This is a genomic window from Lentzea xerophila, assembly GCF_051094245.1.
Lineage (GTDB): Bacteria > Actinomycetota > Actinomycetes > Mycobacteriales > Pseudonocardiaceae > Lentzea > Lentzea xerophila.
In genome coordinates, this window is the sequence record NZ_CP194934.1 from 4,776,008 (window position 1) to 4,800,748 (window position 24,741).

Annotated in this window: 30 protein-coding genes; 21 read left to right on the top strand and 9 right to left on the bottom strand. The window is 69.5% G+C overall.

The window, feature by feature from the left end; translation table 11 throughout:
• Window positions 1-9: 9 nt before the first annotated feature.
• Window positions 10-978 carry a C40 family peptidase gene (locus ACRSBM_RS22835; RefSeq protein WP_434445789.1) on the top strand — a complete coding sequence of 323 codons (969 nt, stop codon included), beginning with the start codon at window positions 10-12 and terminating at the stop codon, window positions 976-978.
• A 263-nt stretch (window positions 979-1,241) separates the two neighbouring features.
• Window positions 1,242-2,186 carry a C40 family peptidase gene (locus ACRSBM_RS22840; protein ID WP_434445791.1) on the top strand — a complete coding sequence of 315 codons (945 nt, stop codon included), beginning with the start codon at window positions 1,242-1,244 and terminating at the stop codon, window positions 2,184-2,186.
• Between the two features lie 173 nt (window positions 2,187-2,359).
• Here ACRSBM_RS22840 and ACRSBM_RS22845 read toward each other — a convergent pair whose 3' ends face one another.
• Together ACRSBM_RS22845 and ACRSBM_RS22850 are read right to left on the bottom strand one after the other, a co-directional pair.
• Complete coding sequence (locus ACRSBM_RS22845) at window positions 2,360-2,662, bottom strand: iron-sulfur cluster biosynthesis protein (protein ID WP_434445793.1); 303 nt, start codon at window positions 2,660-2,662, stop codon at window positions 2,360-2,362.
• A 282-nt stretch (window positions 2,663-2,944) separates the two neighbouring features.
• Window positions 2,945-3,589 (bottom strand): hypothetical protein, encoded by a 645-nt coding sequence (locus tag ACRSBM_RS22850; RefSeq protein ID WP_434445795.1) that lies wholly within the window; start codon window positions 3,587-3,589, stop codon window positions 2,945-2,947.
• 167 nt (window positions 3,590-3,756) lie between these two features.
• Here ACRSBM_RS22850 and ACRSBM_RS22855 point away from each other — a divergent pair, with 167 nt between their 5' ends.
• The 4 genes from ACRSBM_RS22855 to ACRSBM_RS22870 are packed head-to-tail and all read left to right on the top strand — an operon-like array spanning window position 3,757 to window position 7,707.
• Window positions 3,757-4,446 (top strand): VIT1/CCC1 transporter family protein, encoded by a 690-nt coding sequence (locus ACRSBM_RS22855; protein ID WP_434445796.1) that lies wholly within the window; start codon window positions 3,757-3,759, stop codon window positions 4,444-4,446.
• A gap of 24 nt (window positions 4,447-4,470) precedes the next feature.
• Window positions 4,471-4,692 carry a hypothetical protein gene (locus ACRSBM_RS22860; protein ID WP_434445798.1) on the top strand — a complete coding sequence of 74 codons (222 nt, stop codon included), beginning with the start codon at window positions 4,471-4,473 and terminating at the stop codon, window positions 4,690-4,692.
• A 7-nt stretch (window positions 4,693-4,699) separates the two neighbouring features.
• Window positions 4,700-5,377 (top strand): HAD family hydrolase, encoded by a 678-nt coding sequence (locus ACRSBM_RS22865; protein WP_434445800.1) that lies wholly within the window; start codon window positions 4,700-4,702, stop codon window positions 5,375-5,377.
• Window positions 5,374-7,707, top strand: a complete 2,334-nt coding sequence (locus ACRSBM_RS22870; RefSeq protein ID WP_434445802.1) for a glycoside hydrolase family 65 protein — start codon at window positions 5,374-5,376, stop codon at window positions 7,705-7,707. Before ACRSBM_RS22865 ends, ACRSBM_RS22870 begins: the two co-directional genes overlap by 4 nt.
• A 187-nt stretch (window positions 7,708-7,894) precedes the next feature.
• Here the strand turns inward: ACRSBM_RS22870 and ACRSBM_RS22875 are convergent, their stop codons facing one another.
• Complete coding sequence (locus ACRSBM_RS22875) at window positions 7,895-8,866, bottom strand: alcohol dehydrogenase catalytic domain-containing protein (protein WP_434445804.1); 972 nt, start codon at window positions 8,864-8,866, stop codon at window positions 7,895-7,897.
• An 84-nt stretch (window positions 8,867-8,950) separates the two neighbouring features.
• Here ACRSBM_RS22875 and ACRSBM_RS22880 point away from each other — a divergent pair, with 84 nt between their 5' ends.
• The 4 genes from ACRSBM_RS22880 to ACRSBM_RS22895 all read left to right on the top strand — a co-directional run bounded on the left by ACRSBM_RS22880 (window position 8,951) and on the right by ACRSBM_RS22895 (window position 12,294).
• On the top strand, window positions 8,951-10,117 hold the full coding sequence (locus ACRSBM_RS22880) for a beta-1,3-glucanase family protein (RefSeq protein WP_434445806.1): 1,167 nt from the start codon (window positions 8,951-8,953) through the stop codon (window positions 10,115-10,117).
• An 82-nt stretch (window positions 10,118-10,199) separates the two neighbouring features.
• Window positions 10,200-10,871 carry a response regulator transcription factor gene (locus ACRSBM_RS22885; RefSeq protein WP_434445808.1) on the top strand — a complete coding sequence of 224 codons (672 nt, stop codon included), beginning with the start codon at window positions 10,200-10,202 and terminating at the stop codon, window positions 10,869-10,871.
• A 113-nt stretch (window positions 10,872-10,984) separates the two neighbouring features.
• On the top strand, window positions 10,985-12,025 hold the full coding sequence (locus ACRSBM_RS22890) for an NAD-dependent epimerase/dehydratase family protein (RefSeq protein ID WP_434445810.1): 1,041 nt from the start codon (window positions 10,985-10,987) through the stop codon (window positions 12,023-12,025).
• Between the two features lie 113 nt (window positions 12,026-12,138).
• Complete coding sequence (locus tag ACRSBM_RS22895) at window positions 12,139-12,294, top strand: hypothetical protein (RefSeq protein WP_434445811.1); 156 nt, start codon at window positions 12,139-12,141, stop codon at window positions 12,292-12,294.
• Between the two features lie 46 nt (window positions 12,295-12,340).
• Here ACRSBM_RS22895 and ACRSBM_RS22900 read toward each other — a convergent pair whose 3' ends face one another.
• The gene (locus ACRSBM_RS22900) at window positions 12,341-12,622 is read right to left on the bottom strand and encodes a hypothetical protein (protein ID WP_434445813.1); all 282 of its coding nucleotides are present in this window, start codon (window positions 12,620-12,622) and stop codon (window positions 12,341-12,343) included.
• A 79-nt stretch (window positions 12,623-12,701) separates the two neighbouring features.
• Here ACRSBM_RS22900 and ACRSBM_RS22905 point away from each other — a divergent pair, with 79 nt between their 5' ends.
• Entirely contained in the window at window positions 12,702-13,058 is a 357-nt protein-coding gene (locus ACRSBM_RS22905; RefSeq protein WP_434445815.1) for a hypothetical protein, read from the top strand.
• A 31-nt stretch (window positions 13,059-13,089) separates the two neighbouring features.
• On the opposite strand, the gene ACRSBM_RS22910 is transcribed toward ACRSBM_RS22905, so the two are convergent.
• On the bottom strand, window positions 13,090-14,274 hold the full coding sequence (locus ACRSBM_RS22910; RefSeq protein WP_434445817.1) for a hypothetical protein: 1,185 nt from the start codon (window positions 14,272-14,274) through the stop codon (window positions 13,090-13,092).
• Between the two features lie 121 nt (window positions 14,275-14,395).
• Between ACRSBM_RS22910 and ACRSBM_RS22915 the strand changes: the two genes are divergently transcribed.
• From ACRSBM_RS22915 to ACRSBM_RS22930, 4 genes are read left to right on the top strand one after another with little or no spacing between them, the layout of a single operon-like run.
• Window positions 14,396-15,034 (top strand): glycosyltransferase family 2 protein, encoded by a 639-nt coding sequence (locus ACRSBM_RS22915; RefSeq protein ID WP_434445819.1) that lies wholly within the window; start codon window positions 14,396-14,398, stop codon window positions 15,032-15,034.
• A complete protein-coding gene (locus ACRSBM_RS22920) occupies window positions 15,031-15,663 on the top strand; it encodes a TIGR04282 family arsenosugar biosynthesis glycosyltransferase (RefSeq protein ID WP_434445821.1) in 633 nt (210 codons plus the stop codon). The genes ACRSBM_RS22915 and ACRSBM_RS22920 overlap by 4 nt, the downstream gene beginning before the upstream one ends.
• Window positions 15,660-16,259, top strand: coding sequence for a methyltransferase domain-containing protein (locus tag ACRSBM_RS22925; protein WP_434445823.1), 600 nt, complete (start codon window positions 15,660-15,662; stop codon window positions 16,257-16,259). The genes ACRSBM_RS22920 and ACRSBM_RS22925 overlap by 4 nt, the downstream gene beginning before the upstream one ends.
• A complete protein-coding gene (locus tag ACRSBM_RS22930; RefSeq protein WP_434445825.1) occupies window positions 16,256-17,305 on the top strand; it encodes a molybdopterin-dependent oxidoreductase in 1,050 nt (349 codons plus the stop codon). Before ACRSBM_RS22925 ends, ACRSBM_RS22930 begins: the two co-directional genes overlap by 4 nt.
• A 344-nt stretch (window positions 17,306-17,649) precedes the next feature.
• On the opposite strand, the gene ACRSBM_RS22935 is transcribed toward ACRSBM_RS22930, so the two are convergent.
• Complete coding sequence (locus ACRSBM_RS22935) at window positions 17,650-18,465, bottom strand: hypothetical protein (protein WP_434445827.1); 816 nt, start codon at window positions 18,463-18,465, stop codon at window positions 17,650-17,652.
• Window positions 18,465-19,325 carry an ABC transporter ATP-binding protein gene (locus tag ACRSBM_RS22940; protein WP_434445829.1) on the bottom strand — a complete coding sequence of 287 codons (861 nt, stop codon included), beginning with the start codon at window positions 19,323-19,325 and terminating at the stop codon, window positions 18,465-18,467. Before ACRSBM_RS22940 ends, ACRSBM_RS22935 begins: the two co-directional genes overlap by 1 nt.
• Window positions 19,326-19,423: 98 nt before the next feature.
• Between ACRSBM_RS22940 and ACRSBM_RS22945 the strand changes: the two genes are divergently transcribed.
• The 6 genes from ACRSBM_RS22945 (at window position 19,424) to ACRSBM_RS22970 (ending at window position 23,124) form a co-directional block, all read left to right on the top strand.
• Window positions 19,424-20,473: a sensor histidine kinase gene (locus tag ACRSBM_RS22945; RefSeq protein ID WP_434445831.1), complete on the top strand. Its 1,050-nt coding sequence runs from the start codon at window positions 19,424-19,426 to the stop codon at window positions 20,471-20,473.
• Window positions 20,470-21,114, top strand: coding sequence for a response regulator (locus ACRSBM_RS22950; protein WP_434445833.1), 645 nt, complete (start codon window positions 20,470-20,472; stop codon window positions 21,112-21,114). The genes ACRSBM_RS22945 and ACRSBM_RS22950 overlap by 4 nt, the downstream gene beginning before the upstream one ends.
• A 67-nt stretch (window positions 21,115-21,181) precedes the next feature.
• Window positions 21,182-21,412 carry a hypothetical protein gene (locus tag ACRSBM_RS22955; RefSeq protein WP_434445835.1) on the top strand — a complete coding sequence of 77 codons (231 nt, stop codon included), beginning with the start codon at window positions 21,182-21,184 and terminating at the stop codon, window positions 21,410-21,412.
• Between the two features lie 2 nt (window positions 21,413-21,414).
• Window positions 21,415-21,963: a DUF6879 family protein gene (locus ACRSBM_RS22960; protein ID WP_434453182.1), complete on the top strand. Its 549-nt coding sequence runs from the start codon at window positions 21,415-21,417 to the stop codon at window positions 21,961-21,963.
• Window positions 21,920-22,822: a helix-turn-helix domain-containing protein gene (locus ACRSBM_RS22965; RefSeq protein WP_434445836.1), complete on the top strand. Its 903-nt coding sequence runs from the start codon at window positions 21,920-21,922 to the stop codon at window positions 22,820-22,822. Before ACRSBM_RS22960 ends, ACRSBM_RS22965 begins: the two co-directional genes overlap by 44 nt.
• Before the next feature lie 62 nt (window positions 22,823-22,884).
• Window positions 22,885-23,124: an AMED_5909 family protein gene (locus ACRSBM_RS22970; protein WP_434445838.1), complete on the top strand. Its 240-nt coding sequence runs from the start codon at window positions 22,885-22,887 to the stop codon at window positions 23,122-23,124.
• On the opposite strand, the gene ACRSBM_RS22975 is transcribed toward ACRSBM_RS22970, so the two are convergent.
• Together ACRSBM_RS22975 and ACRSBM_RS22980 are read right to left on the bottom strand one after the other, a co-directional pair.
• A complete protein-coding gene (locus ACRSBM_RS22975) occupies window positions 23,110-23,730 on the bottom strand; it encodes a DJ-1/PfpI family protein (RefSeq protein ID WP_434445840.1) in 621 nt (206 codons plus the stop codon). The two genes, ACRSBM_RS22970 and ACRSBM_RS22975, sit on opposite strands and share 15 nt — an antisense overlap.
• Window positions 23,730-24,695, bottom strand: a complete 966-nt coding sequence (locus ACRSBM_RS22980; RefSeq protein ID WP_434445842.1) for a GlxA family transcriptional regulator — start codon at window positions 24,693-24,695, stop codon at window positions 23,730-23,732. Before ACRSBM_RS22980 ends, ACRSBM_RS22975 begins: the two co-directional genes overlap by 1 nt.
• Between the last annotated feature and the right edge of the window lie 46 nt (window positions 24,696-24,741).

A 24,741-nucleotide genomic window follows, 5' to 3' on the forward strand; every position in this document is an offset into this window, starting at 1 on the left:
GGAGGCCGCGTGCCCGGCCGTGCTGCAAGGACCACCGCGTTAGCCGCCGTAGTCGCCGCGACGGTGGTGTCGATGCCCTCGGCGCACGCGCAACCCGCCGCTGACGCGTTGAAGGTCTACAACGACCTGACCAGGGAGGCCGAGAAGCTCAGCCAGGACCACCTCAAGGCGCAGAGCGACCTGTCCCAGGCGAACGCGACAGCGGCCGCCGCCACCGAGGCCGAGAAGAAGGCGCTGGCCGAGTCCGAGCAGTTCCGCGGCCAGGTCGACGTGCTGACCGAGGCGACGTTCGAGGGCGCGCGGTTCAACAACATCTCCGCGTTGCTGACGTCGTCGTCCCAGCAGGACTTCCTGGAGCGCATGCAGGCGATGAACATCATCGCCGCCGACCAGAACGACGCGGTGCGGCGGCTGGACGCGACGCTGACCGCCGCCGGCAAGGCCCGCACCGACGCCGCCGCCGCGGCGTCCGCGGCGGAGAAGTTCGCCGCGGACGTGTCCACCCGCAAGGTCGCGATGGACCAGCAGGTGGCGGCCGCGCGCACGAAGTACCGGTCCCTGTCCGCGCCGCAGCAACAGACGCTGAAGGCTCCCGGCGACCAGTCACCCGTCCCGGTACCGGCCGGCGCGGCGGGCCGGGCGCTGAACTTCGCGCTGGGCGAGCGCGGCAAGCCGTACGTGTTCGGGTCGAACGGGCCCAACTCGTGGGACTGCTCGTCGCTGATGCAGGCTGCCTACCGGGCCGCGGGCGTGTCCATCCCCCGCGTCACCTACGACCAGGCGAAGGTCGGCCGCCCAGTGGGCCGCGGCGAGGTCGCTCCGGGCGACCTCATCATCTACTACGCAGGTCAGTCGCACGTGGCGATGGCCGTGGACGGTGTCCGGGCGGTGCACGCGTCGACCGAGGGCGTGCCGGTCAAGATCGCCGACATCGACTCCATCGGACCCATTTCGGTGATTCGCCGGGTGGTCGGGTGACCACCGTCTCCACCCCGCGATAAACCGACGTAGCCGACTGTGAGAGCGTGCTGGCCAGTAACTGTTGGGGACCCGGTGGTGGACGAACACAAGGTCGTTCCGTAACCTAGCCGAGACCTTCGGCCCAGCAGTTAACCCAAACGGGGCACCCGCCAAGGTTGCCGCCTTACGCGCAGTAGTTCTCGCTGGGGCGGCTGCCAGGAAAAAGGAGGACCCGCGACGTGGTGTCGCACCCCTCACGCCGCGCCGTGCGTGGAGCACTCGTGGCGACCGCAGCGGTCGTCGCAACTGCCCTCCCCACGGCCCCGGCCACCGCGCAGCCTTCGGCCGCGGACGCGCTCAAGAAGTACAACGAGCTTTCCGAGCAGGCTTCCAAGCTCAACCAGGACCACCTGAAGGCCAAGGACGACCTCGCGGCCAAGCAGGGCGAGTTGGACAAGGCCAAGGGCGACCTCGCGGCCGCCCAGAAGGCCGAGGAGTCCCTCCGCGGTCAGGTGGACCTCCTCACCGAGGCCACCAACTCCGGCGCGAACTTCAGCCAGATCTCCGCGCTGCTGGTGAGCGACTCGCAGCAGGACTTCCTCAACCGGATGTCGGCCATCAACATCCTCGCGGCCGACAACGCCGAGGCGCTGCAGCGGCTGACCGACGCCGTCAACGCGGCCGACGCGGCGACGAAGACGGCGAACGAGGCCACCGAGACCTCGAGGAAGCTGCTCGCCGAGATCGACCAGAAGAAGGCCGATCTCGACAAGCAGATCGCCGACGCGAAGGCGCAGTACCAGTCGCTGAGCGCGTCCGTTCGCAACCAGATGGCCCAGACCGGCGACACGTCGAACATCTCGGTCCCGGCCGGCACCGCGGGCAGGGCCCTGCAGTTCGCTCTCGACCAGCTCGGCAAGCCCTACGTCTACGGCTCCAACGGCCCGAACACGTGGGACTGCTCCTCACTGATCCAGGCCGCGTACCGTCACGCGGGCGTGGCCATCGGCCGTACCAGCTACGCCCAGGCGGACGCCGGTCGCCGAGTCAGCCGCGGTGAGGTCAAGGCAGGCGACATCATCGTCTACTACTCGAGCCAGTCCCACGTGGCGATGGCGGTGGACGGCATCCGTGCCGTGCACGCGTCGACCGAGGGCGAGCCGGTGAAGATCGCCAACATCGACTCGATCGGCCCGATCTCGGAGATCCGCCGGGTCGAGGGCTGACGTTCTCGTCCGTTCTCGTCGTGAACGCCCCTTGCCTTCGGGCAGGGGGCGTTTCGCTTTCTGTTGTGCCTTCGTGGTCCGGCGACCCGTTTCGCGCGTCTGGTTCGGGGTTCCGCGACACGGGCCGGACCCCTGCGGAGGACCCGGCCCGTGTCAGCGGCAAACCGCGTCGATCAGGTCGGCAGGTCCTGGCGCGCGATCGCGAAGGCCGGGTTGCCCTCGTCGTCCTGACGCACGTCGAGGACCTTGTCCTCGAGGTACTGGGCGGCCGCCGGTTCCAGGATGACCTTGGCACCCGCGGGCGCGGCCACCACCTCGTCGCCGTCGACGGCCTCGCTCAGCGACAGCTCGAGGGCCGCCTGGCTGTTCTGTTCGGTGGCCAGGGCGAAACGCAGGCCGATGTCGTCTTTGGTGCCCTCTGACTGCGACGTCAGCTCGTTGATGACCTCGGCTGCCATCGGCGTCACTTCGAGCATGTCGGCCCCTTATATCGGAAACAATAAACTTGTCAGGTGTTCCCAGACCGGGTCCTGTTCAATCACAGATCGCCGAAGTCGCAGGTCAACGGCCCGCGTCGGGCGTTGCCGGCACCGGCGAACCGCCGGCGGTCACGGCAGGCACGGACCGAGTCAGCGATGTGTGACGGCGCGGAAACGGTCCGCCCGCGCCGGCAACCAGCCTGTCGCCGCCAGGCGCGCCGTCGGCACGGGCGCCGCCGGCTCCGCGGAGCGCCCCCTCACGCCTCCGCGCATGGCCCCCTACGCCACCCGATGAGCCGGCCGCGACACCTCGTTGCGCACGTGCCCGCAAGCCGAGCACACCCGCGGCACCGGAACCAGCTCCGCCACCAGCCGCCACGAGTCGGCGAACGACGGCACCTCCCGGCCCGGCACGAGCAGGCTGTCGAGCACCTCCTGGCGGCGGCGGCCCTTCTCGCGGCTGCGCTCCACCGGGTCGCGGCGGTGGGCCAGGGCACGGGACTCGGCGCGGGCCCGCTCGCCCTCCGACGACAGGTCGCGACGGGACCGGGGGGCGTGCAGGGCGGCGTTGCGGCGGTTCACGCGGTACCACTCGCCCAGCGACGTGCCGGTGAGAGGCGGTCTGGCCAGCTTCGCGCCGTCGGCGGTCCAGGTGCGCAGGCGGGCGCGCAGGAACTCGTGGGCCACCTGGGCGCGGGAGCGGGGGCGGCCCTGGCGGGTGCCGTCCGGCTTGGTGTCGATGGCGACCAGCAGGGCGTCGACGCTCCAGCCCGCCGCGAACCACGGCTCCAGCAGGCGCCGCACCCAGCGGCGGTCGGCGTCGGGCCAGGAGGCGCGCACGCACAGGGACTCGACGGCGACGTCCACGTCGGCGGGAGTGGACGGCACCACGCGGCCTGGCCAGCGACGGGGTTCGATCTGCATCGGGACTGACCTCCTTGAGCACGCACACGAACACCTGTTCGACATGCTGCCACGGGGGTCTGACAAAAAATGAACACCCGTCACCTGACCAGGCAAAACTCACCCGAACAGCAGAGCGGCAGCGGTGTGCCGGCAGCCAGCCGGGCGATACCCGTTAGCCTGCGGAAATGACCCACGACGAGGTCACCGGCGACCGGATGAACTGGCTGCGGGCAGGCGTCCTCGGCGCGAACGACGGCATCGTCTCGACCGCCAGCCTCGTGGTGGGCGTCGCCGGTGCCACGACGGACCGCGCCCAGATCCTCGTCGCGGGGCTCGCGGGCCTGTTCGCGGGCGCGATGTCCATGGCCAGCGGTGAGTACGTCTCCGTCAGCAGCCAGCGCGACGCCGAACGCGCCCTGCTGGCCAAGGAGCGCGAGGAGCTCCGCACCATGCCGGAGGAGGAGCTCGACGAGCTCAAGGAGATCTACGAGGGCAAAGGCCTCGACGAGGACACGGCCGAAGAGGTCGCCAGACAGCTCACGAAGCACGACGCCCTGGGAGCCCACGCCGAGGCCGAGCTGCACATCGACCCGGACGAGCTGACCAACCCGTGGGGCGCCGCCATCGCGAGCTTCGTCGCGTTCACCATCGGTGCCCTGCTCCCCCTCGCCGCGATCGCCCTCACCCCCACCAGTCTGCGCGTGCCGGTCACCGTGGCGGCCGCCGTCCTCACCCTCGCGCTGACCGGCTTCATCAGCGCGAGGCTCAGCGGCGCGGGTAAACGGCGGGCGGTCGTCCGCAACGTCGCGGGCGGGCTGATCGCGATGGGCGTCACTTACGCCATCGGCTCGCTCGTGGGGCAAAGCATCGGATGACGCAGAAGTGGGTATTGCCCACGCATGAGCGAAGAACGCGGTGCGTACGTCCCCGAAGACATGGACTACGAGGGCCTCGACGAGGACAACCTCAAGAAGGACCCGCTCGAGGAGGGCATGGACCCGCCGGAGGACTGGGCCGAGTCCACCAAGTACGGGATGACCGAGTACGAGCAGGCCCACCCGCGGCCGTTGGACGAACGTCTCAAGGAAGAACGCGGCGATGTCGGAGAGACGGGTGCATGATCGAAGCATGAGCCTCGGCGTCCCGGAGAAGATCACGGCGTTGCTGTTCGACCTCGACGGAGTGCTCACCAGCACCGCCGTCCTGCACCGCCAGGCGTGGCGGCAGACGTTCGAAGCGATGGGTCAGCCGTTCAGCGAGCAGGACTACCTCGCCTACGTGGACGGAAAGCCGCGCTACGACGGCGTTCGCAGCTTCCTCACCTCGCGCGGCCTCGCGCCGACCGAGGACCAGGTCCGGCGCATCGGTGACCAGAAGAACGACGTGGTGAACGAGATCATCGACGAACAGGGCATCTCGCCGTACGCGGGCTCGGTCCGCTACCTGCAGGCCGCGCGGGCAGCCGGGCTGCCCATCGGCGTCGTCACGTCGTCGGCCAACGCCATGCGCGTGCTGCGGGCGGGGAACCTGCTGGACTTCGTCGACGCGCTGGTGGACGGCAACGTGATCGTGGCGTCGAACCTGCACGGCAAACCGGCGCCGGACTCGTTCGTCGAGGGCGCCAGAAGACTGAAGACGGCACCGGAGAACGCCGCCGTCTACGAGGACGCGCTGGCGGGCGTCAAAGCCGGGCACGACGGCGGCTTCGGGTTCGTCGTCGGCGTCGACCGCGGCCACCAGGCGGAGGCGCTCAAGGCCAACGGCGCCGACGTGGTCGTCAACGAGCTCGACGAGCTGCTGTCATGAGCTACGCGATCGAACCGTGGCAGCTGCGCTGGCAGGGCCTGTCCGTGGGCAACCTGCACCAGACCGAGTCGACGTTCGCCCTGTCCAACGGCCACATCGGCATGCGGGGCACGCTCGACGAGGGCGAGCCGAGAGGTCTGCCCGGCACCTACCTCAACGGCTTCTACGAGGAGCACCAGCTGCCGTACGGGGAGGGCGGCTACGGCTACCCCGAGGCCGGTCAGACCGTCGTCAACGTCACCGACGGCAAGATCATCCGGCTGCTGGTCGAGGACGAGCCGCTGGACATGCGCTACGGCAACGCCGTCGAGCACGAGCGCACGCTCGACTTCCGCTCGGGAACGCTGCGCCGCCGCACGGTCTGGGAGTCGCCGACCGGCCGGCGTGTGACCGTGCGCAGCGAACGGCTCGTGTCGTTCAGCCAGCGCGCGGTCGCCGCGATCCGCTACGAGGTCGAGCCGGAGGACGACCTGCAGCTGGTCGTGCAGTCCGACCTGCTGGCCAACGAGCCGATCCTGAGCCGCAGCAACGATCCCCGCGTCGCCGCCGCGCTGGACTGCCCGCTGGTCAACGACTTCACGATGGCGGAGAAGACGCGCGCGGTGCTGTGCCACCAGACCAAGGTGTCCGGTCTGCGCATGGCCGCCGCGATGGACCACGAGCTCGACGTCGCCCTCTCGACGAACGACCTGCACGACGAGCCCCGCACGGAGATCCGCGCCGAGGACGACCTGGCCCGGTTCACCGCGGCGGTGGACGTGCCCGCCGGCGGATGTCTGAAGCTCACCAAGTACCTCGCCTACGGCTGGTCCGGCCAGCGTTCGACGCCGGCGCTGCGGGCCCAGGTCGAGGCCGCGCTCGCCGGCGCGTGCCAGACCGGCTGGGACGGGTTGCTGAAGGAGCAACGGGCCTTCCTGGACGACTTCTGGAACGTCGCCGACATCGAGGTCGAGGGCGACGACGCGCTGCAGCAGGCGATCAGGTTCGCGCTGTTCCACATCCTGCAGGCCGGTGCCCGCGGGGAGACCCGTGCCATCCCCGGCAAGGGCCTCACCGGCCCCGGCTACGACGGCCACGCGTTCTGGGACACCGAGATGTTCGTGCTCCCGGTGCTCACCTACACGGTGCCCGACGCCGCCCGCGACGCGCTGCGGTGGCGTCACTCCACATTGGACAAAGCCCGTGAGCGTGCGCACGTGCTGGGGCTCAAGGGCGCCGCGTTCCCGTGGCGTTCGATCAACGGCGCCGAATGCGGCGCGTACTGGCCGGCCGGCACGGCCGCGTTCCACGTCTCGGGCGACGTCGCGTTCGCCACCCAGCAGTACCTGAACGCGACGAACGACGAGTGCTTCGACCGCGACGAAGCCACCGAGATCCTCGTGGAGACCGCACGGCTGTGGACCTCACTCGGCCACCACGATCCGCACAACGGGTTCCGGATCGACGGCGTCACCGGCCCGGACGAGTACTCGGCGATCGTCGACAACAACGTCTACACCAACCTGATCGCGCAGCAGAACCTGCGGGCCGCCGCCGACGCCGCCGAGCGGAACCCCAGTGACGCGACGGAACACGAGATCGCGACCTGGCGCAGGGCGGCGGACGCGATGTCGATCCCGTACGACGAGTTGCTGCAGGTGCATCCGCAGGCGGACAACTTCACCAAGCACGCGGAGTGGGACTTCGAGAACACCCCGGAGGAGAAGTACCCGCTGCTGCTGCACTTCCCGTACTTCGACCTGTACCGCAAACAGGTCGTGAAGCAGGCGGACCTGGTGCTCGCGATGCACGTGCGCGGCGACGCGTTCACCGCCGACGAGAAGGCGCGCAACTTCGCCTACTACGAGGCCCGCACGGTGCGCGACTCGTCGTTGTCGGCGGGCACGCAGGCGGTGCTGGCGGCGGAGGTCGGGCACCTGGGGCTGGCGTTCGACTACCTGGTCGAGGCCGCGTTCACCGACCTGCACGACCTGCACGAGAACGTCACCAACGGCCTGCACATGGCGTCGCTGGCGGGCGCGTGGACGGCTTTGGTGGCGGGTTTCGGCGGCATGCGCGACCACGGCGGCGAACTGACGTTCGCCCCGCGGATCCCGGACGAGCTGACCCGCTACTCGTTCCGGATGTGCTTCCAGGGCACGAGGATCTCCGTGGAGGTGGCCGGGAACGAGGCCACCTACCGGATCGTGGACGGCACGCGGCTGGAGACCAGGCACCACGGCGAGCCGATCACCATCACGGCGAACGGTCCGGTGACCATGCCCATCCCGGCGCCTCCCGATCTCGAACGACCCCAGGGACCGTTCGGGCGGGAGCCTCGCCGGTACTGACTCGGAGCAGGGAGACCTGGCAGTCAGGTCTCCCTTCACGAGCACGCTCGGGTACACGTTGCGCGACGGCCGGTCGTCGAACGAACCGTCGCGGCGACCTCACCGCGGATCGGCGCGGAGCTGGGCTTCCCGCGCGCCGCGGCCGTGCTCACCACCGGCTACCCGGCGGTCGTGCTGATTGCCGCTTTCACAGCTCCAGCACCACCTTCACGTCGCCGGGCCGCGGCTCGAAGGCCTCCGCGAAGGACTCCAGCGGAACCCGCCGAGTGATCATCGCCGACAGCCACCCGTCGTCCGCGCGGTCGAGCATGGCCGCGGCCTCGCGGTAGTGCCGCACGTTCGAGTTGACGGTGCCGAACACGATCCCGTTACGCAGCACCAGGTCCCGGTTGAACTGCCCGACGTCCGCCGGCAGCACCTCGGTGGACGGCACGCCGGTGAGGCAGACGAGGTCGCGCCCGAGCAGCTGCGCGACGAGTGAGGGCGCGCCGGTCGCCTCGATCACGACCTGGTGGTCCGGCAACGTCCGGTGGTAGGTGGCGCCCAGCGACTCGACCAGCGCGGGCTTCGGCCCGTCGGCGGCGAGGTCGAACACGTGCACGTCCAGCCCGCGCTGCACCCCGATCAGCGCCGCCAGCAGCCCGATCGGACCCGCGCCGGTCACCAGCACGCTGTCGAACGGGAACAACGCCAGCCGGTCCAGTCGTTCCCAGGCCTTCACGACCACCGAGGCCGGTTCGACGAGCACGCCTGTCGAAGAGCTGACGGCGACGGCATAAGCAGCCGGAACCGTCCACAGTGTCGAGCCGTAGCCGTCCAGCCCGGTGATCCCGCGCTCGGTGTACCGGCCGTTCCTGCACATGTCGAACTCGCCGCGCGCACAAGCCACGCACGGCACCGGATCAGGTCTGCGGACCACTCCCGCCACCAATGATCCCGGATCGAAGCCCGGTCCGCTGATCACGCGTCCCAATGACTCGTGTCCGATCACGAGGGTCCCGCCCGTGCCGAACTCGCCGCGCACGATCTCCCGGTCCGTCCCGCAGATGCCGATCGCCACTCCCTCGACGAGCAAGTCGCCTGGTCCGGGCACCGGATCGGGGAGTTCGGCCAGTTCCAGCGATCCGGCTCGTGCAAGATCCACAGTCAACGCGCGCATGAAGACCATTCTTGACATATGAACACGTTCACGCAGAGTATGAGAGCGCTCTCACGAACCCTGTCTCAGTGAGGAGATAGTCCGATGCGCAAGCTCCTGCTGCTCGCGACATCGGCCCTACTAGGGCTGACAACGATGTCCGCACCGGTGCAAGCGGCTCCACCGAGCCAGCTTCCGCTCACGATCACGAACAACTCGGGCCGTGGCGACGCGGTCCACCTGTACATCACCGGAATCTACAACGGCCGGCTCGGCTACGTGAACGGCAACGGCCAGTTCACGCCGTGGTCCGGCGGGGCGATCCCACCCGTTCCCGCGCCGGACTTCTCGATCCCCGGCCCGGCCAACGGAGCCAGCCGGACCGTGCAGATCCCGCTCAACCTGGCCGGTGGCCGTATCTACATGTCCTTCCGGGACAAGCTGAAGTTCAGCCTCGTCCCGGACGGCCTCGTGCAACCGGCACCATGGGCGGGCGGCGACCCCAACCGCGACATCCTGTTCGACTGGAGCGAGTTCAGCTACGACGGCGGCGGTCTGTGGCTCAACAGCTCCCAGGTGGACATGTTCGCGGTCCCGCACGCGGTCGAGGCGACGTCCCAGGGCGGCACCACGAAGCGGGTCGGCCAGCTGGTCGCGGGCGGGCGCAACCGCATCTTCGACCAGCACCAGCAGCTCGGCGGTGACTGGGCACGCCTCGCGTACTCCCGTTCCGACGGCACCCGGCTGCGCGTGCTGAACCCGAGCAAGGGACTCGACGCGGGCCTGTTCTCGAGCTCGTACTTCCAGAACTACGTCAACAGCGTCTGGTCGACGTACCAGAGCACGCCGCTGACGGTCGTGCCGTTCCAGCACGAGCCGAACCGCAAGTTCACCGGCCGCGTCAGCGGCGGGGTCATGCGGTTCACCAACACGGCGGGCCAGCAGGTCGCGGAGTTCCAGCGACCTTCCACCCGTGACGTGTTCAACTGCGACGGCAGGCTCGCGGCGCCGAACAACGAGCTCGGCGCGATCTCTCGGTCGCTGTGCGCGGCGCTCAACCGGTCGACGCTCGGCTTCCTCCACACTCAGCCGACGTACAACGCGAGCGAGTTCTACACCCGCGCGACCACGAACCACTTCTCGAAGATCGTGCACGCCAACATGACCGACGGAAGGGCCTACGGCTTCGCGTTCGATGACGTCGGCGGCTTCGAGTCACTTGTCCACGAACCGAACCCGCGTTCGGCAAAAATCACGCTGACCGGATTTTAGGCCGAAGTATTCTTGATTTTGATCGACTTTCACTCCACTGTGTGAGGCGCCGTCGCCGCGGCTCTCACACAGTGGAGTCTTCGTGTGCGTACGGCTCTTGCTGGTCGAAGACGACGAGCGAATCCGGCAGGCGCTGAGCCTCGCCTTGTCCGACGAGGGTTTCACCGTTGACGAGGCCGGTTCAGGGGAAGAAGCGCTCACACGGTTGGTGGCAGAGCCATTCGACGTGCTGCTGGTCGACCTCACGCTGCCCGGTGTCGACGGGCTGGAGGTCGTGCGGACCGTCAGGGCCCGCGGTGACCTGCCGATAATCGTCGTCACGGCCAGGGCGGACGCGCGCGACATGATCGCGGGACTGGAGGCCGGAGCGGACGACTACGTCACGAAACCGTTGATGGCGAGTGTTCTCGCGGCCCGCGTCCGAGCGTTGTTGCGCAGGCGCGGACCGGGCCGTGACGCCGTTCGGATCGGGAAACTGGAAATCCGTCCGCAGGAAGGGATAGTGCACCGTGCGGGCGAACGCGTTCATCTCACGAGAACGGAATTCCGGCTGTTGCTGGAACTCGCTGGTGCGGGCGGGCGAATCGTCACCAGGGAGCAGTTGCTGCAAAAGGTTTGGGGATATGACTACTTCGGCGACACCCGCCTGATCGACGTCCATATGAGAAGGCTGCGCCGCAAGATCGAGGAGAACCCGAACGATCCGGTGCTGCTGCTCACCGTGCGCGGGACGGGGTACCGGATCGGCTCGTGAGGCTCACGTGGCGCTGGAGGACGGCCGGGGCCGGGTGGAGATGGTCTTACGGAGTTCTGACGGCTGGTCGTCCGGACGCGCCCTGCCGGGCCGGGCGGTCCTACGGTCGGTGCATGCGAGTACTGATCACCGGCGGGGCAGGGTTCATCGGGTCACACGTCGCGGACGAGCTGACCTCCCAGGGCCACGAGTGCGTGGTGCTCGACGCGTTGCTGCCCGAGGCGCACGGCGCCGTTCCATTGCTGGACCACGAGATGGTCGTCGGTGACGTGACCGACGCGACCGTCCTGCGACCGTTGTTGTCCACTGTGGACGCGGTCTGCCACCAGGCGGCGATGGTCGGGCACGGCGTGGATCCGTTCGACGCGCCCTCCTACGCCCGGCACAACGACCTGGGCACGGCGGTGTTGCTGGCCGAGATGCACCGGGCCGGGGTGTCCCGGCTGGTGCTGGCGTCGTCGATGGTCGTCTACGGCGAGGGGCGCTACCGGTGCCTGTCCCACGGGATCGTGCGGGCTGAGCGGACCGCTGACGACGTCGAGCGGGGCCTGTACGAACCGCGGTGCCCCTGCGGTGACTTCGTGGTGTCCGAGCTGGTGCCGGAGGACGCACCGCTGGAGCCGCGCAGCACCTACGCGGCGACGAAGCTGGCGCAGGAACACCTCGCCGCGGCGTGGGCCCGGCAGACCGGCGGCAGCGTGTGGGCGTTGCGCTACCACAACGTCTACGGCCCGCGGATGCCGCGCGACACCCCGTACGCCGGCGTGGCGTCGATCTTCCGGTCCGCGCTGCACAACGGCGTCGCCCCTCGGGTGATGGAGGACGGGCGGCAGCGGCGCGACTTCGTGCACGTCACCGACGTGGCGCGGGCCAACGTCCTGGCCCTGTCGTCCCCGCGCCCCGGCTTCGAGGCCGTGAACGTCTGCTCCGGCACCCCGCACACCATCGGCGACCTGGCCTTCGCCCTCGCCGACGCGTGCGACGGCCCGGCCCCGCTGATCGTGGGCGGGTCACGGCCGGGCGACGTGCGGCACGTCGTCGCGTCGCCGGCGAAAGCGTTGGACGTGCTGGGTTTCGAGGCCCAGGTCGGTTTCGAGGAGGGTGTGCGGGAGTTCGCGTTCGCCGCACAGCGGGAGCCGGTCACGAGTCCGTGAGCACCAACTGGTCGTTTCGGGAATGAGCCGTGGGTCTTGTGCTCGGTGATGCCGGTCGGCGAAGGTGCTTCCGAACGACAGCGCTCCGGCTGGAGCGAGTGGAGGGAAGCCGGATGGTAGAGCGGTATCGCGTGGAGTGGACCTACGAGGGCAGCTCGATGGGGTCGTACGGCGCCTTCGATCTGACCGGCGCCGAACGCTGTCAGGCCAGGATCATGGAGGACCCGATCGCCGAGGACGTCCGGATCGTCCAGGCCGAGCCCGAGTAGAGGAGTCCGGCTGGTCGCTTCCAGGCGGCACGGGACCGCAGGCCCGCTACCAGACCGGCCCCTGTGCGGTCGGCTCGCTCCGGAAACGGTCGGCAGGAGTGCGGCTGCCCTGACGGAAGGCCGCGAGACCGGCATCGAACCCCATCGCGGACCCCACGAACAACACCGACTCGTCGCCCGCCACGAAGATGCTTCCTCCACCCCGGACGCCCGCCGGCCACACACAGATCCCGAGTCCGTCGGGCAACTCCCGTACCGTGAGCGCTCCAGCAGTGCCGAGGTCCTCGAAGAGCCTCGCCGCTCTGCGGGTCAGGCGATCGACGTCCATGCCACACTCCCTTTCCCCACCCGGACCATACTTCTCCCGCCGGCCCTCGACCTTGCGCACACCGAAGAAGGAGCTTGTTGTGGATGCCGCCACGGCTCGGTTCATCGCAACCATCACGGCACTGCCGCCCGAGACGCTCGCCGCCGCGTTCGACCACGCCGTCGGCCTGCGCCGGGAGGGCGGCCGCGAAGCGAGCCGTGCCCTCCGGCTCTCCGCGTCGGAGAACTCTGAGCTCGACCACGCGGTGAGGTCGGCACTGCTTCCGCGCAGCGAGGAGCTCAACGGGTACCGCGCGGGACTCCACTCGGACGCCAAGTCCGTCTGCGCGATCGCGGCCAGGGCGGTACGGAAACCCGCCACGCTCTCTGCCGAGCAGTACGCCCTGCTCACCGCCCCGTTCACGGCAGCAGGGGTCGCTGTCCCCGCGGCCGGCTGATCGCTTCGGGAAGAGGTCCTGCGGGAGCCGGTCACCAGTTCGTGAGCACCAGGTGGTTCACCGCCAGAGCCGTCACGGCCTGGGCGGCGAGCCACCTCCTCCGCTGGTCCAGCCGCGCGGCGCCGACGAGGAGCCAGACCGCGAACGGCAGCCAGATTCGTTCGGTCTCGGCCTTGCTCAGCCCGGACAGGTCGGCGGCCAGGATCGCGACGGCCGCCGCGACGACCCACCGGTCCCCGCGCAGGCCCTTGATTCCCGCCGGGCCGATGACCAGCGCGAGTGCCGCGAGGTTCGCCAACACCCAGTACCAGTACGGCCTGATGTCGCCGATGCCCTGGTAGTAACGGAGCTGGACGAGCTCGTAGCCGTCGAGCCACCAGAACCCGCCGATCGCGAACGCCGCCACCACCGCGAGCGCACCGGCGAGGGCCCAAGCGATCCGGCGCACGCCGCCATCGCTCCGCCAGAGGGCGACGAGCGCCAGCGGGGCCAGCAGCACCAGCCCGTAGGACAGGAACAGGCACCAGCCGAGCACGATGCCGCCGAGCAGCGGCCACCTCGTGAGCAGGTAGATCCCCACGGCCGCGACACCCATGAACATGCCGTCAGCGGACGCCCCGACCCACACCGCCCCGGGAAACAGCACGAGGAACGGCAGCACGGCGTTGTCGCCGATGGCCTTCGGGATCGCCACGACCGCGAGTGACCCGACCAGGACGCAGAAAACCGACGCCGCGGCGCCTCCCCCGAGCCCGACGCGGTCCAGCCCGACGAACGTGAGCAGCGCGCCCGGTGGGTGCCCGGAGACGTGCGTGGTCCACGAGTCCGGCTGGAAGTCGGGGATCCGCGCGGCGAAACCCCGCAGCATGGCGGGAATGTCCGTGACACCAGGGACCTCGTGCAGGTACTCGTCCCCGGTCGTCAGCCTGGTGACGAACCGGTCCCAGCCGTCGATCATCGCCAGCGCGAACGTCCACGCCGTCGCCGTCACGTAGGCGATCGGCAGCGCGAACCTGTGCCGGGCGAGCTCGGAGCCCTTGGCTACGACCAGGAACGCGATCAGGACCGCGGCGGGCGTGCCGGGGCCGGCGTGCGGCTGCCAGTCGCCGAAGAGCGGTGCCGCCTCGGCGAAGAGGAGACCGGGGGCGTTGCCGTTCACGAGCAACCCGGTGACGATGGCGGCGACGACGAGCAGCCCCGCGATGACTAGACGCACCGCGCCCAACCTAGAGGGTCCCAGGGGGTCTCGCAGGTCGCGCAAGACAATCGTAAGAACTCTTTAGTGCGTCACAATTCCGTAAGCACCGCAACACTTTCCGATGGTCCAGGGTGGACATATGGATGTCGTGTTGCCCTGCCTGGACGAGGCCGCCGCACTGCCCGCGGTCCTCGCCTCACTGCCTCCCGGAGACCGCGCGATCGTCGTGGACAACGGGTCTGTCGACGGCTCTCCCGACGTCGCCGCGGCTCACGGCGCGCTGGTCGTGCACGAGCCGAAACGCGGCTATGGCGCCGCCGTGCACACCGGTCTGCTCGCGGCCACGTCCGAACTGGTGGCGTTCGCCGACGCGGACGGGTCGCTGGACCTGGCCGAGCTGCCGGGAATGGCCGCGCTGCTGGCCGGCGCGGACCTTGTCGTCGGGCGTCGGCGGCCCGTGCACGCGGGAGTGTGGCCGTGGCACGCGCGGGCGGGCAACGCCGTGATCGCGACCTTGTTGCGGCGCAGGGGTTTGGACGTCCACGACATCGCGCCGCTGCGCGTGTGCCGGCGGGAGGCGTTGCTGGCGCTGGACGTCCAAGATCGGGCGTTCGGCTACCCGCTCGAACTCCTGGTGCGCGCGGCCGAAGCCGGTTGGCGGCTGCGGGAGGTCGACGTGGCCTATCGGCCCCGGGCCGCCGGCACGCGGTCCAAGGTGTCGGGTTCGGTGCGCGGCACCCTGCGTGCGGCGCGGGACATGGCGGGGGTGCTGCGATGAAGTTCTGCCTGCTGGTGATGGCCAAGTCCCCGGTGCCGGGCCAGGTGAAGACCCGCCTGTGCCCGCCGCTGACGCCACGGGAGGCCGCGGACGTCGCGGCGGCGTCGTTGCTCGACACGCTCACGGCGGCGCTGGCCACGCCTGGCGCCGTGCCCGTGGTGGCGCTGTCCGGGGTGGTGCGGCGCGAGGACGTGCGGGACGCGCTGGCGGAGTGCGTGGTCATCCCGCAGCGGGGTACGACGTTCGCCGAACGGCTGGTGCACGCGCACGCCGACGTCGCGCGGTTCGGGATGCCGGTGCTGCAGATCGGGATGGACACGCCGCAGGTCACGCCGTCGCTGCTGGAGTCGTGCGCGCGGTTCGAGGAGGCGGCGCTCGGGTTCGCGCTGGACGGCGGCTGGTGGGCGCTCGGGCTGCGGGACCCGCTGCGCGCCGGGGTGTTGCGGGACGTGCCGATGTCGCGCGCCGATACGGGAGCGTTGACGCTGAAGGCGTTGCACGGGCTGGAGGTGCGGACGCTGCCGGTTCTGTCTGATGTGGACACGATGGCGGACGCCCGCGCGGTGACCCGGCTGGTGCCGGGCAGCCTGTTCGCGGCGGCGCTGACCCAGGCGGCGGTGGCCCGATGATGTTCGACCAGGCCCTGAAGGGTCATCCCGGCTGGCTCGACCTCCCCGGCACCACCTCGCGCGAACTCAGCGTCGCCCGCTGGCACGCCGACGCGGACGGCGGCGACTCCGTCCTCCTCGACTCCTGCACCGGCCCCACCCTCGACGTCGGCTGCGGCCCCGGCCGGCTCGTCGCCGCGCTGCTGGCCCGCCGGATCCGGGCGCTCGGCGTCGACGTGTCCCCGGAGGCGATCCGGCGCACCACCGAACGCGGCGGCATCGCGATCCGCCGCGACGTGTTCGACCTGCTGCCGGGCGAGGGCCGCTGGCAGCACGTCCTGCTCGCCGACGGCAACATCGGCATCGGCGGCGACCCGGCCGCTCTCCTGCGCCGCGTCCGGAACCTGCTCAGGCCCAGCGGAACCGTAGTCGTCGAGGTCGAGCCACCCGGTGCGGGCCTGACGGTCGGCCAGGCGCGGGTGCGGACCGAGGACACCCGCGGTCAGTGGTTCTCATGGGCTTGGAGCGACGCGGAGTCCCTGACCACCGACGGTTTCTTCCTGCTGTGGCAGACCGAACGCGCCGGACGCTGGTTCGCGTGCTGGGAGCGGCTGTGAAACTCCCCGTCTTCAGGGCCCCCGCCCACCACACGGGCGTGACCAGCCGGATCGGCATCTGGCTCGGCATCACGTCCGGGCTGTGCTTCGTCACCGGGCTGCTCAGCCACGGCGTGCAGCACGACTGGCCGTGGCCGACCCGCCCGGTCGACCTCTACCGCGTCACCCAGGGCGTGCACGTGATCTCCGGCGTGGCGTCGATCCCGTTGCTGCTGGCCAAGTTGTGGAGCGTCTACCCGAAGCTGTTCGAACGGCCGCTCGTCCGGTCCGTGCCGCACGCGCTCGAACGCGGCTCGATCTTCGTGCTGATCGCGGCGTCGTTCTTCGAGCTGGTCACCGGGCTGTTCAACGCGGCGCAGAACTACCCGTGGTCGTTCTACTTCCCCACCGCCCACTACGCGGTGGCCTGGATCATGATCGGCGCACTGCTGGTGCACATCGCGGTGAAGATCCCGCTCGTCCGCCGGTCCCTCGAACCCGAGTCCGGCGGACGCACCATCCTGTCCCGCCGGGCTTTCCTGCGCACGACCGCGCTGACCACCGGTGTCGCGGTCGTCGCCACGGCCGGCGTCACGGTGCCGTGGCTGCGCAAGGTCTCCGTGCTGGCGTGGCGGTCGGACGGCGACCTGCCGGTCAACCGCACGGCGATGGCAGCGAACATCGTTGTGCCACAGGACTGGCGCCTCAAGGTGGGTCCGCGGAGCTACTCACTCGCGGAACTGAACGCCCTGCCGCAGACCACCGTCGACCTGCCCATCGCGTGTGTCGAGGGCTGGAGCCAGTACGCGACCTGGACCGGTGTCCGGATCTCCGACCTGGTCCAGGGCCGAGGAGACGTGCGGGTCGAGTCGCTGGAGAAGGACGGGCTGTACCGGGCGAGCACGCTGCCCGAGGCGTTCGCCCGGGACCCGTTGACGTTGCTGGCGTTGCGGCTCAACGGCGAGGTGCTCAGCCTCGACCACGGCTACCCGTGCCGGCTCATCGCACCGAACCGGCCGGGCGTGCTGCAGACGAAGTGGGTCACGTCGCTGGAGGTGCGGGCGTGAGCGGCGTACTCGGCGCGAGGGTCCTGCTGGGCGCCACAGGTGTGGCGCTGGGAGCGTGGGGCGCCTGGCTGCTCCTCCCCCAGGTCACCGTCGAGCTCCTGCTCTGGCTCGGCGGCGGTGTCGTTCTGCACGACTTCCTGATCGCCCCGCTCGTCGGCGCCTCCGGGTTGGTCGTCAAGCGCCCGTCCGTCGGCGTCGGGCTGGTCAGCACGGGAATCATTGCGCTCCTCGCGGTCCCGTTGCTCTGGCGCGAGCACAGCGGCCCGGTCAACCCGGGCCTGCACGACCGCGACTACCTCACCTCGGTCGCGGTCGTGCTGGGCCTGATCTGGGCCGCCGTGGCGCTATACGAGGTCGCGGCGCACCTTCAGCACCGTCGCCGCACCCACGAAGAACACGACGTACCCGGCGAGGAACAACGCCGCGGTGGTGCCGCTGAGGTCGGTCAGCACGCCGGGAGCACCCGATCCGCCCACGGCTCCGGCGAGGTTGCCGGCCGCGCCACCGGGCAGGACCTCGGTCAGCGACTCGACGGGCCCGAGCAGGGAACCCACGCCCCGCAACAGGTTCTCGGTCACGATCGCCCACATCAGCCCGAGACCGACGGCCAGCGCGGGCCCCTTGGTGACGACGCCGAGGAACACACCGAACCCCGTCCACATGGCGGCGATCAGCAGTGACGCGCCCACGGCCTCCAGCGCCGCGGCGCCGGGAGGACTCCAGTCCCAGCCCTCCAGCGACGCCACGGTGATCGCCGCGCCGAGGTCGACCACGAACGTCAGCGCCACCAGGACGACCACGATGATCCCCAGCGCCCCCAGCGTGCCCGCCATCGCCGAGACGCGGCGCGGCCCGGCGGTCAGCGTGGTCTTCCAGGTGCCCCAGCCATACCCGCTGCCGACCGCCAGCGCCGCCAGCACCAGGATGATCGCGCCACCGAACATGGGCAGGCCGCGCACGACCGCCGCACCGACGTTCTCCGGCTGCATCGAGCTGATCAGCTGCTGCTGCGAGAGGTCACGCGTGTTGGTGCCGCCGTTCAACGCCAGGTAGTTGAACACGTAGCCGAACGTCAGCGTCAGCACCAGCCAGACGCCGATCAGCACCCACGTCGCCGGCCACTTCCACAGCCGCAACAGCTCCGCCTTCACGCTGCCCATCACGCCGCTCCCGTCATCTCGAAGAAGACCTCTTCCAGCGTCCGGCGCAGCGGCCGGACCTCCCGCACGTCCACGTCGGCGTGCACCAGCGTCCGCACCAGCGCACCCGCGTCGGTCTCCCGCACGTGCAGCACGCCGTCGCGCAGCTCGCTGCCCTCGATCAGCACGTGCGCCTTCTCGATCGGGTCCGCCCTGACCATCAACACTGTGTCGCCGCGCAGCTGCTCGACCGTGCTCTCCGCGACGAGCTTCCCGTTCGAGATCACGCCCACCCGGTCGCAGATCTCCTCGACCTCACCGAGCAGGTGGCTCGACAGCAGCACCGTCTGCCCCTGCGCCGCGAGCGCCCGCACCAGGTCGCGCATGTCGGCCATGCCCGCAGGGTCGAGGCCGTTGGTCGGCTCGTCGAGGATCAGCAGTTCGGGCCGGCCGAGCAGGGCCGCGGCGACACCGAGCCGTTGCTTCATGCCGAGCGAGTACCGGCGGAACTTCTCGTTCGCGGCGCTCACGAGGTCGACCTGCTCCAGCACCGCCTCGACATGCGACCTGCCCACCCCACGGCGAGCGGCGTGCACGCGCAGGTTGTCGCGGCCGGACAGGTACGGGTAGAAGCCCGGCCCCTCGATCAGGGAACCGACCTCGAGCAATGCCTTGGGGGTGCCCGGTGCCTCACCGAGGACACGGGCCGAGCCGCTGGTCGGCCTCACGAGCCCCAGCAGCATGCGGATCGTGGTCGTCTTGCCCGCGCCGTTGGGACCGAGGAACCCGTAGACCTCGCCCCGCCGCACGGACAGACTGACCTCGTCCACCACGGCGCGGTCGCCGTAGCGCTTCGTCAGCTTCTCCGTCGTCACGATCATGGCTCGACAGTGGTCCAGCGAGCGCCTCACGTCGTCCGCCGTGGAACGTCATGAAGATACGCACATCTGCGTACGTCCCCGGTCGTATCGTCAGCGGCATGCGGATCAAATGGCAGGACGGCGCGCTGAGCGTGGCGCTGCTCGTCTTCGGCATCGGGGGCACGCGGTTCGCCGCACGTCTTCAGGGCGCGGAACCCCTCGACGTCCTCGCGTACGTGCTCATCGCCCTGGCCGCCGCGGGCCTGCTGTTCCGCTCGGTTCGTCCGCTGTGGACGGTCAGCATCACGACCGTCGCCCTCGCGGTCTACCTGGCGCTGGGCTACCCGTTCGGGCCGGTCCTGCTGAGCGGCGCCGCGGCGATGTACGCGGTGGCCGTGTACGCGCGCATCGAACTGGCCGCCGCCGGTGCCCTGCTGTACGCACTGGCGATCCTGCCGTGGTGGAACGACTCACTGACCTCGTGGATCACCTGGTCGGCCGGCTGGATCCTGCTGCCCGGCACGGCGGGGGTGCTGATGAAGCTGCGCAAGAAGTCCGTTGTGGACGTTCGCGAGCGCACCGCGATCTCCGAACGCCTCCGGCTCGCGCAGGAGGTCCACGACGTCGTCGGCCACGGTCTCTCGGTCATCGCGATGCAGGCGGGGGTGGCGCTGTACGTGCTGGACAAGGACCCCGCGAAAGCGCGCGCCTCGCTGGAGGCGATCCGCGACACGTCGAAGGAGGCGCTCGACGGCCTGAGGTCCGAACTGGACACCCTGCGCGGTTCGGCCCCGCTGACGCCGACGATCACCCTCGCCGACATCCCGGCGCTGGCGGCACGGATGCGCGAGGCGGGACTGGAGGTGTCGGTCGAGGTCGAGGAGATCACCCTGCCGGACACCCACCAGCTGGCCGTCTACCGGATCGTCCAGGAGTCGCTGACCAACGTCCTGCGCCACTCCTCCCCCGGCGTCACCGCATCCGTTCGCGTCTATGCCGTACGCGGCGAGCTCGTGGTCCACGTGACCGACACCGGCACACCCGCCGCGTTCACCGAAGGCCACGGCATCACCGGCATGCGCGCACGGGCCGAGGCGCTGGGCGGCACGCTCCAGGCCGACGCGGCACACGGCTTCGCCGTGATCGCCCGGATACCGTTCCCGTCATGATTCGCGTGGTGGTGGCCGACGACCAGCCGCTCGTCCGCATGGGGCTGCGGACGTTGATCGAGACCGAGGACGGCGTTCAGCTGGTGGGAGAGGCCGCCGACGGCCGCGAGGCGTTGTCGCTGATCCAGTCGGTGAAGCCCGACGTGGTGTTCCTCGACATCCGCATGCCGCTGCTGGACGGCCTGGAGGTGCTGCGCCGCGTCAGCGCCGATCCGGCCTGCGCCGAGGTCAGAATCGTCATGCTCACGACGTTCGACCTCGACGAGTACGTGTTCGAGGCGCTGCGGACCGGCGCGTCCGGGTTCCTGGTGAAGGACTCCGACCCCACCGACCTCCTGCGCGCCGTGCACGTCGTGGCCGACGGCGGTTCGCTGCTCTCCCCGTCCGTCACCCGCCGGGTGATCGACAGGTTCGCCTCCGGCGCGTCGGCGCGGCCCGTGCCGCACCTGGACAAGCTGACCGAACGCGAACGGGAGATCATGCGGCACGTCGCGTCCGGCGCGTCCAACGACGAGATCGCGGCCGTGCTGGTGATCTCGCCCGCAACGGTGCGCACGCACGTGTCGCGGGCGATGGTGAAGCTGGGCGCACGGGACCGCGCCCAGCTCGTCGTGTTCGCGGTGCAGTCGGGGCTCACCTGACCGGGTCATTGACCGTTCGTTGCCAAACCTGCCACCGTTCTAGCAAGTTCTAGAAATGGAGGCACCCGTGCAAGTCACCTTCCTGGGCAAAGATCCGCAGTCCGAGGACGATGGTTCGCCCACGCTGTTCGCCACTGACCGAACCGATCGCCGGACCTACATCGCTCAGGGTTGGGTCGTGACAGATCCGGAGGCGCTGGCAGCGATCGGTCCGCTACCGGCAGGCGAGGCCATCATCGAGATCCCGGAGGACGTGCTGCGCTTTTACCAGCGCAAAGAGCAGGGAGAAGCGCGCTGAGCATCTACCACGACTATCCGAGCCCGCACTTCGACGAGCTCTTCACCTCGTTCGAGCACACGGCCTACCGGCTCGAAGTGCGCGATCGCTACAACGCGAAGGGCGAACGAGTCGCCGATTTCCTGGCGGGCAACCTCGACGCGGAGGACGTCCGGGAAGGGTGGTGGCTGCCGAACGTCCAGGCAGCGACCGCGGCCGGGCGGAAGTTCGAACGTGTCCGCGTGGTGAGCATGCCTCCGACCGACTACAGCCGCTACGGTCTGTTCAGCTCGCGGCACAACATCGGCGCGGGCGAAGACATTCGGTATCTCGTGCGCACGGAGGCTCAGGAACTGGGACTGCCCAACCACGACTACTGGCTGTTCGACTCCCGCAAGCTGGTGCGACTGCATTTTGACGACTCCGACGATCACCTGGTGAGCGTGGAGATCATCGAGGACGACTACGAGCAGATCGTCCAAGCCAACTACTGGCGTGACGTCGCGTGGCATCACGCGGTAAAGAGAGGTGATTTCGTCGCAGGACACGCCATCCAGGGCGTCGGCGACTGACGTCCACGAGGCGCGTGTAGCGCTGGGAAAACGACTCCGTGACTTGCGTCGCCAGGCAAACCTGAGCGGCAAGCAACTGGCGGAGTCGTTGGCATGGCCACCATCGAAGGTATCCAAGCTCGAGAACGGCCGCCAAACGCCCACCGATGACGACGTCCGCAGCTGGACACGCGTGACGAACGGCCAGGGCGAAACCGAGGCGCTCCTAGCCTCGCTGCACACGCTTGAGACCCAGCATGCGGATTGGCAACGCCTTCTCCGCGCGGGCATGCAGTCTCATCAGCGCACGATCTTGCAGCAGGACGCGAAGTACTGCTTCTACCGCGTGTTCCAACCGTCAGCCGTTCCCGGCATCCTGCAGACACCCGAGTACGCAAAGGTGCAACTCCGCCGCAGCGAACCGCTATTCGGACCGCGCGATGACGTCGATGCGGCAGTCCGCGTCCGCATGCAACGTCAGCAACTCCTGTATGAGCCGGATCGCCGCTTCCACATCGTCCTCACCGAGGCCGCGCTGCGTTACCGCCGGTGCGAGCCCGAAGTAATGCTCGCGCAGTTGGACCGCCTGATCGCATTGGCGACGCTGCCCAATGTGAAGCTGGGGGTCATCGGCTTCGCGACGCCGTACACGGCGGCCGCTCCCATGCACGGGTTCTGGCTGTTGGACGAGGACCACGTCCGGGTCGAGACGTTCTCCGCGGAGCTCAACCTCGCCCAGCCCCAAGAGATCGAGCTGTACGGCAAGATCTTCGAGTCTCTGGCCGGCATCGCCAGCTACGGCCGAGCAGCCCGCCAGATCATCATGCGGGTCATCGACGACCTTTCCCGGGAAGTCGAGGAAGATCCCCCAACCGGGTAACCCAGGAGAAATTGCGAGAAACCGGCTGGCCCAACACCAGCCGGTTCTCCTACAACAGGCACATGGACTGGAACAAGGCCGCCGACGAGACAAAGACCCTCATGCAGGCGCACGAAGCGCTGAGCCGTCTGATGCCCCGCCCGAACGCCCCCGAACGGGCCTGGGCCGAGTACTACCGCCACAGCGCCGCCGTCTACGCACGGGTCGCCGAGATCGACCGCGGCCACTTCCACGAGACGATGTTCTGGGCGACCCGCGAACGCGAGAAAGCGGAGGCCATCGAGCAGTCAGCCCGTACGTGAGTCGAACGCGGCCTTGAGGCCCGCCGCCACCGAGTCAGGGATCGAGTCGTAGGAGCGCGGCGGCTGCGGGTCGTACTCGATGCCGACCTGCACGGCCTGCGCCACCATCTCTCCGAACTCGGTCTCGACCAACCGCAACGCCATGTCGATGCCCGCCGAGACGCCCGCCCCGCTGACGACCTTGCCGTCGAACACGACCCGGTCGGTGCTCACCTCGACGCCGCGCACCTCCAGGTCCTCGCGGGCGGCCCAGTGCGTCGTCGCCTTCGACACCAGCCCCGCTTCCGCGAGCAGCGTCGACCCGGTGCACACCGATGTCGTCCACTTCGTCGTCGGGTGCACCTCCCGCAGCCACTCGACGACGCCGCCGGAGTCCTTGAGCAGTTCCTTCCAGTGCCCGGAGCCCGGGACGACGACGATGTCGGTCGACTTCAGCGAGTCGAACGTGTCGGTCGGCACCACGGTCAGCCCGTTGTCGGACTTCACCGGGTCGAGCGTCGCCGCGACGAACCTCGTCGTGACGACCGGCACCGAGCCGATCACCTCGTACGGGCCGACGAAGTCGAGCGCGGTCATGTTCGGGTAGAGGACGAACGTTGCTTCCATCAGGCGACAACCCCAGTGGTCCGGAAACGGGCGCGGTAGCTGCCCGGCGAGACGCCGAGCACGCGCAGGAAAGCTCGCCGCAGGGTTTCGGCCGAGCCGAACCCCGACTGGCGGGCGATGAGGTCCAACGAGTCGCCGGTGCTGGCCAGCCTGTCCGCTGCGGCCTCGACACGGGCTCGTTCGACGTATTGTGCGGGAGAGGTGCCCACGCTGCGGGAGAAGACACGGGCGAAGTGGCGCACGCTCATCATGGCCTTGCGCGCCATGACCGGCACCGTCCACTCGCGGGCCGGGTCGGCGTGGATGTCGTCGAGCAACGCGCGCAACGAGCCGTCCTGCACCGGCTTCCCACGGGTGTGCACGCTGAACTGCGACTGGCCGCCCGAGCGCTGCAGGAAGACGACCAGGTACTGCGCGATCCTGCGGGCCAGCACGGGTCCGTGGTCCTGCTCGACCATCGCGAGCGCGAGGTCGATGCCCGCCGTCACCCCCGCCGACGTGGACACCTCGCCGTCGCAGACGAAGATCGCGTCCGGTTCGACCTCGACGCCGCGGTTCTCCAGTTCGCCGGTGAACGCCCAGTGCGTGGTCGCCTTCTTGCCGTCGAGCAACCCCGCGCTCGCCAGCACCACGGAACCGGTGCAGACGCCGGCGACACGCCGTGACTTCGCCGCCAGCCGCCGCAGGTTCGCCATGAGCACCGCGTCGGACGCGGCCTCCTCGTACCCCCAGCCGCCGACGACCAGCAGTGTGTCGACAGGACGGTCCAGCGTGAGCAGGTCGGCGCCGGCCTCGATGCGCACCCCGGCCGTCGCGGTGAACGGCCGTCCCCCGATCGTGGCGACCTTGACGTCGTAGCGCGGCTCGCCGTAGTTCGCCGCCTGGAACACCTCGATCGGTCCCGCCAGATCCAGCAGCGCCGTGTTGTCGTAACCGACCACGACCACTTCCCTCAGATTCCCCACACCTCCACTTTCCTCAACGCGCGTGGAGGCGGCAACGCCATATCCC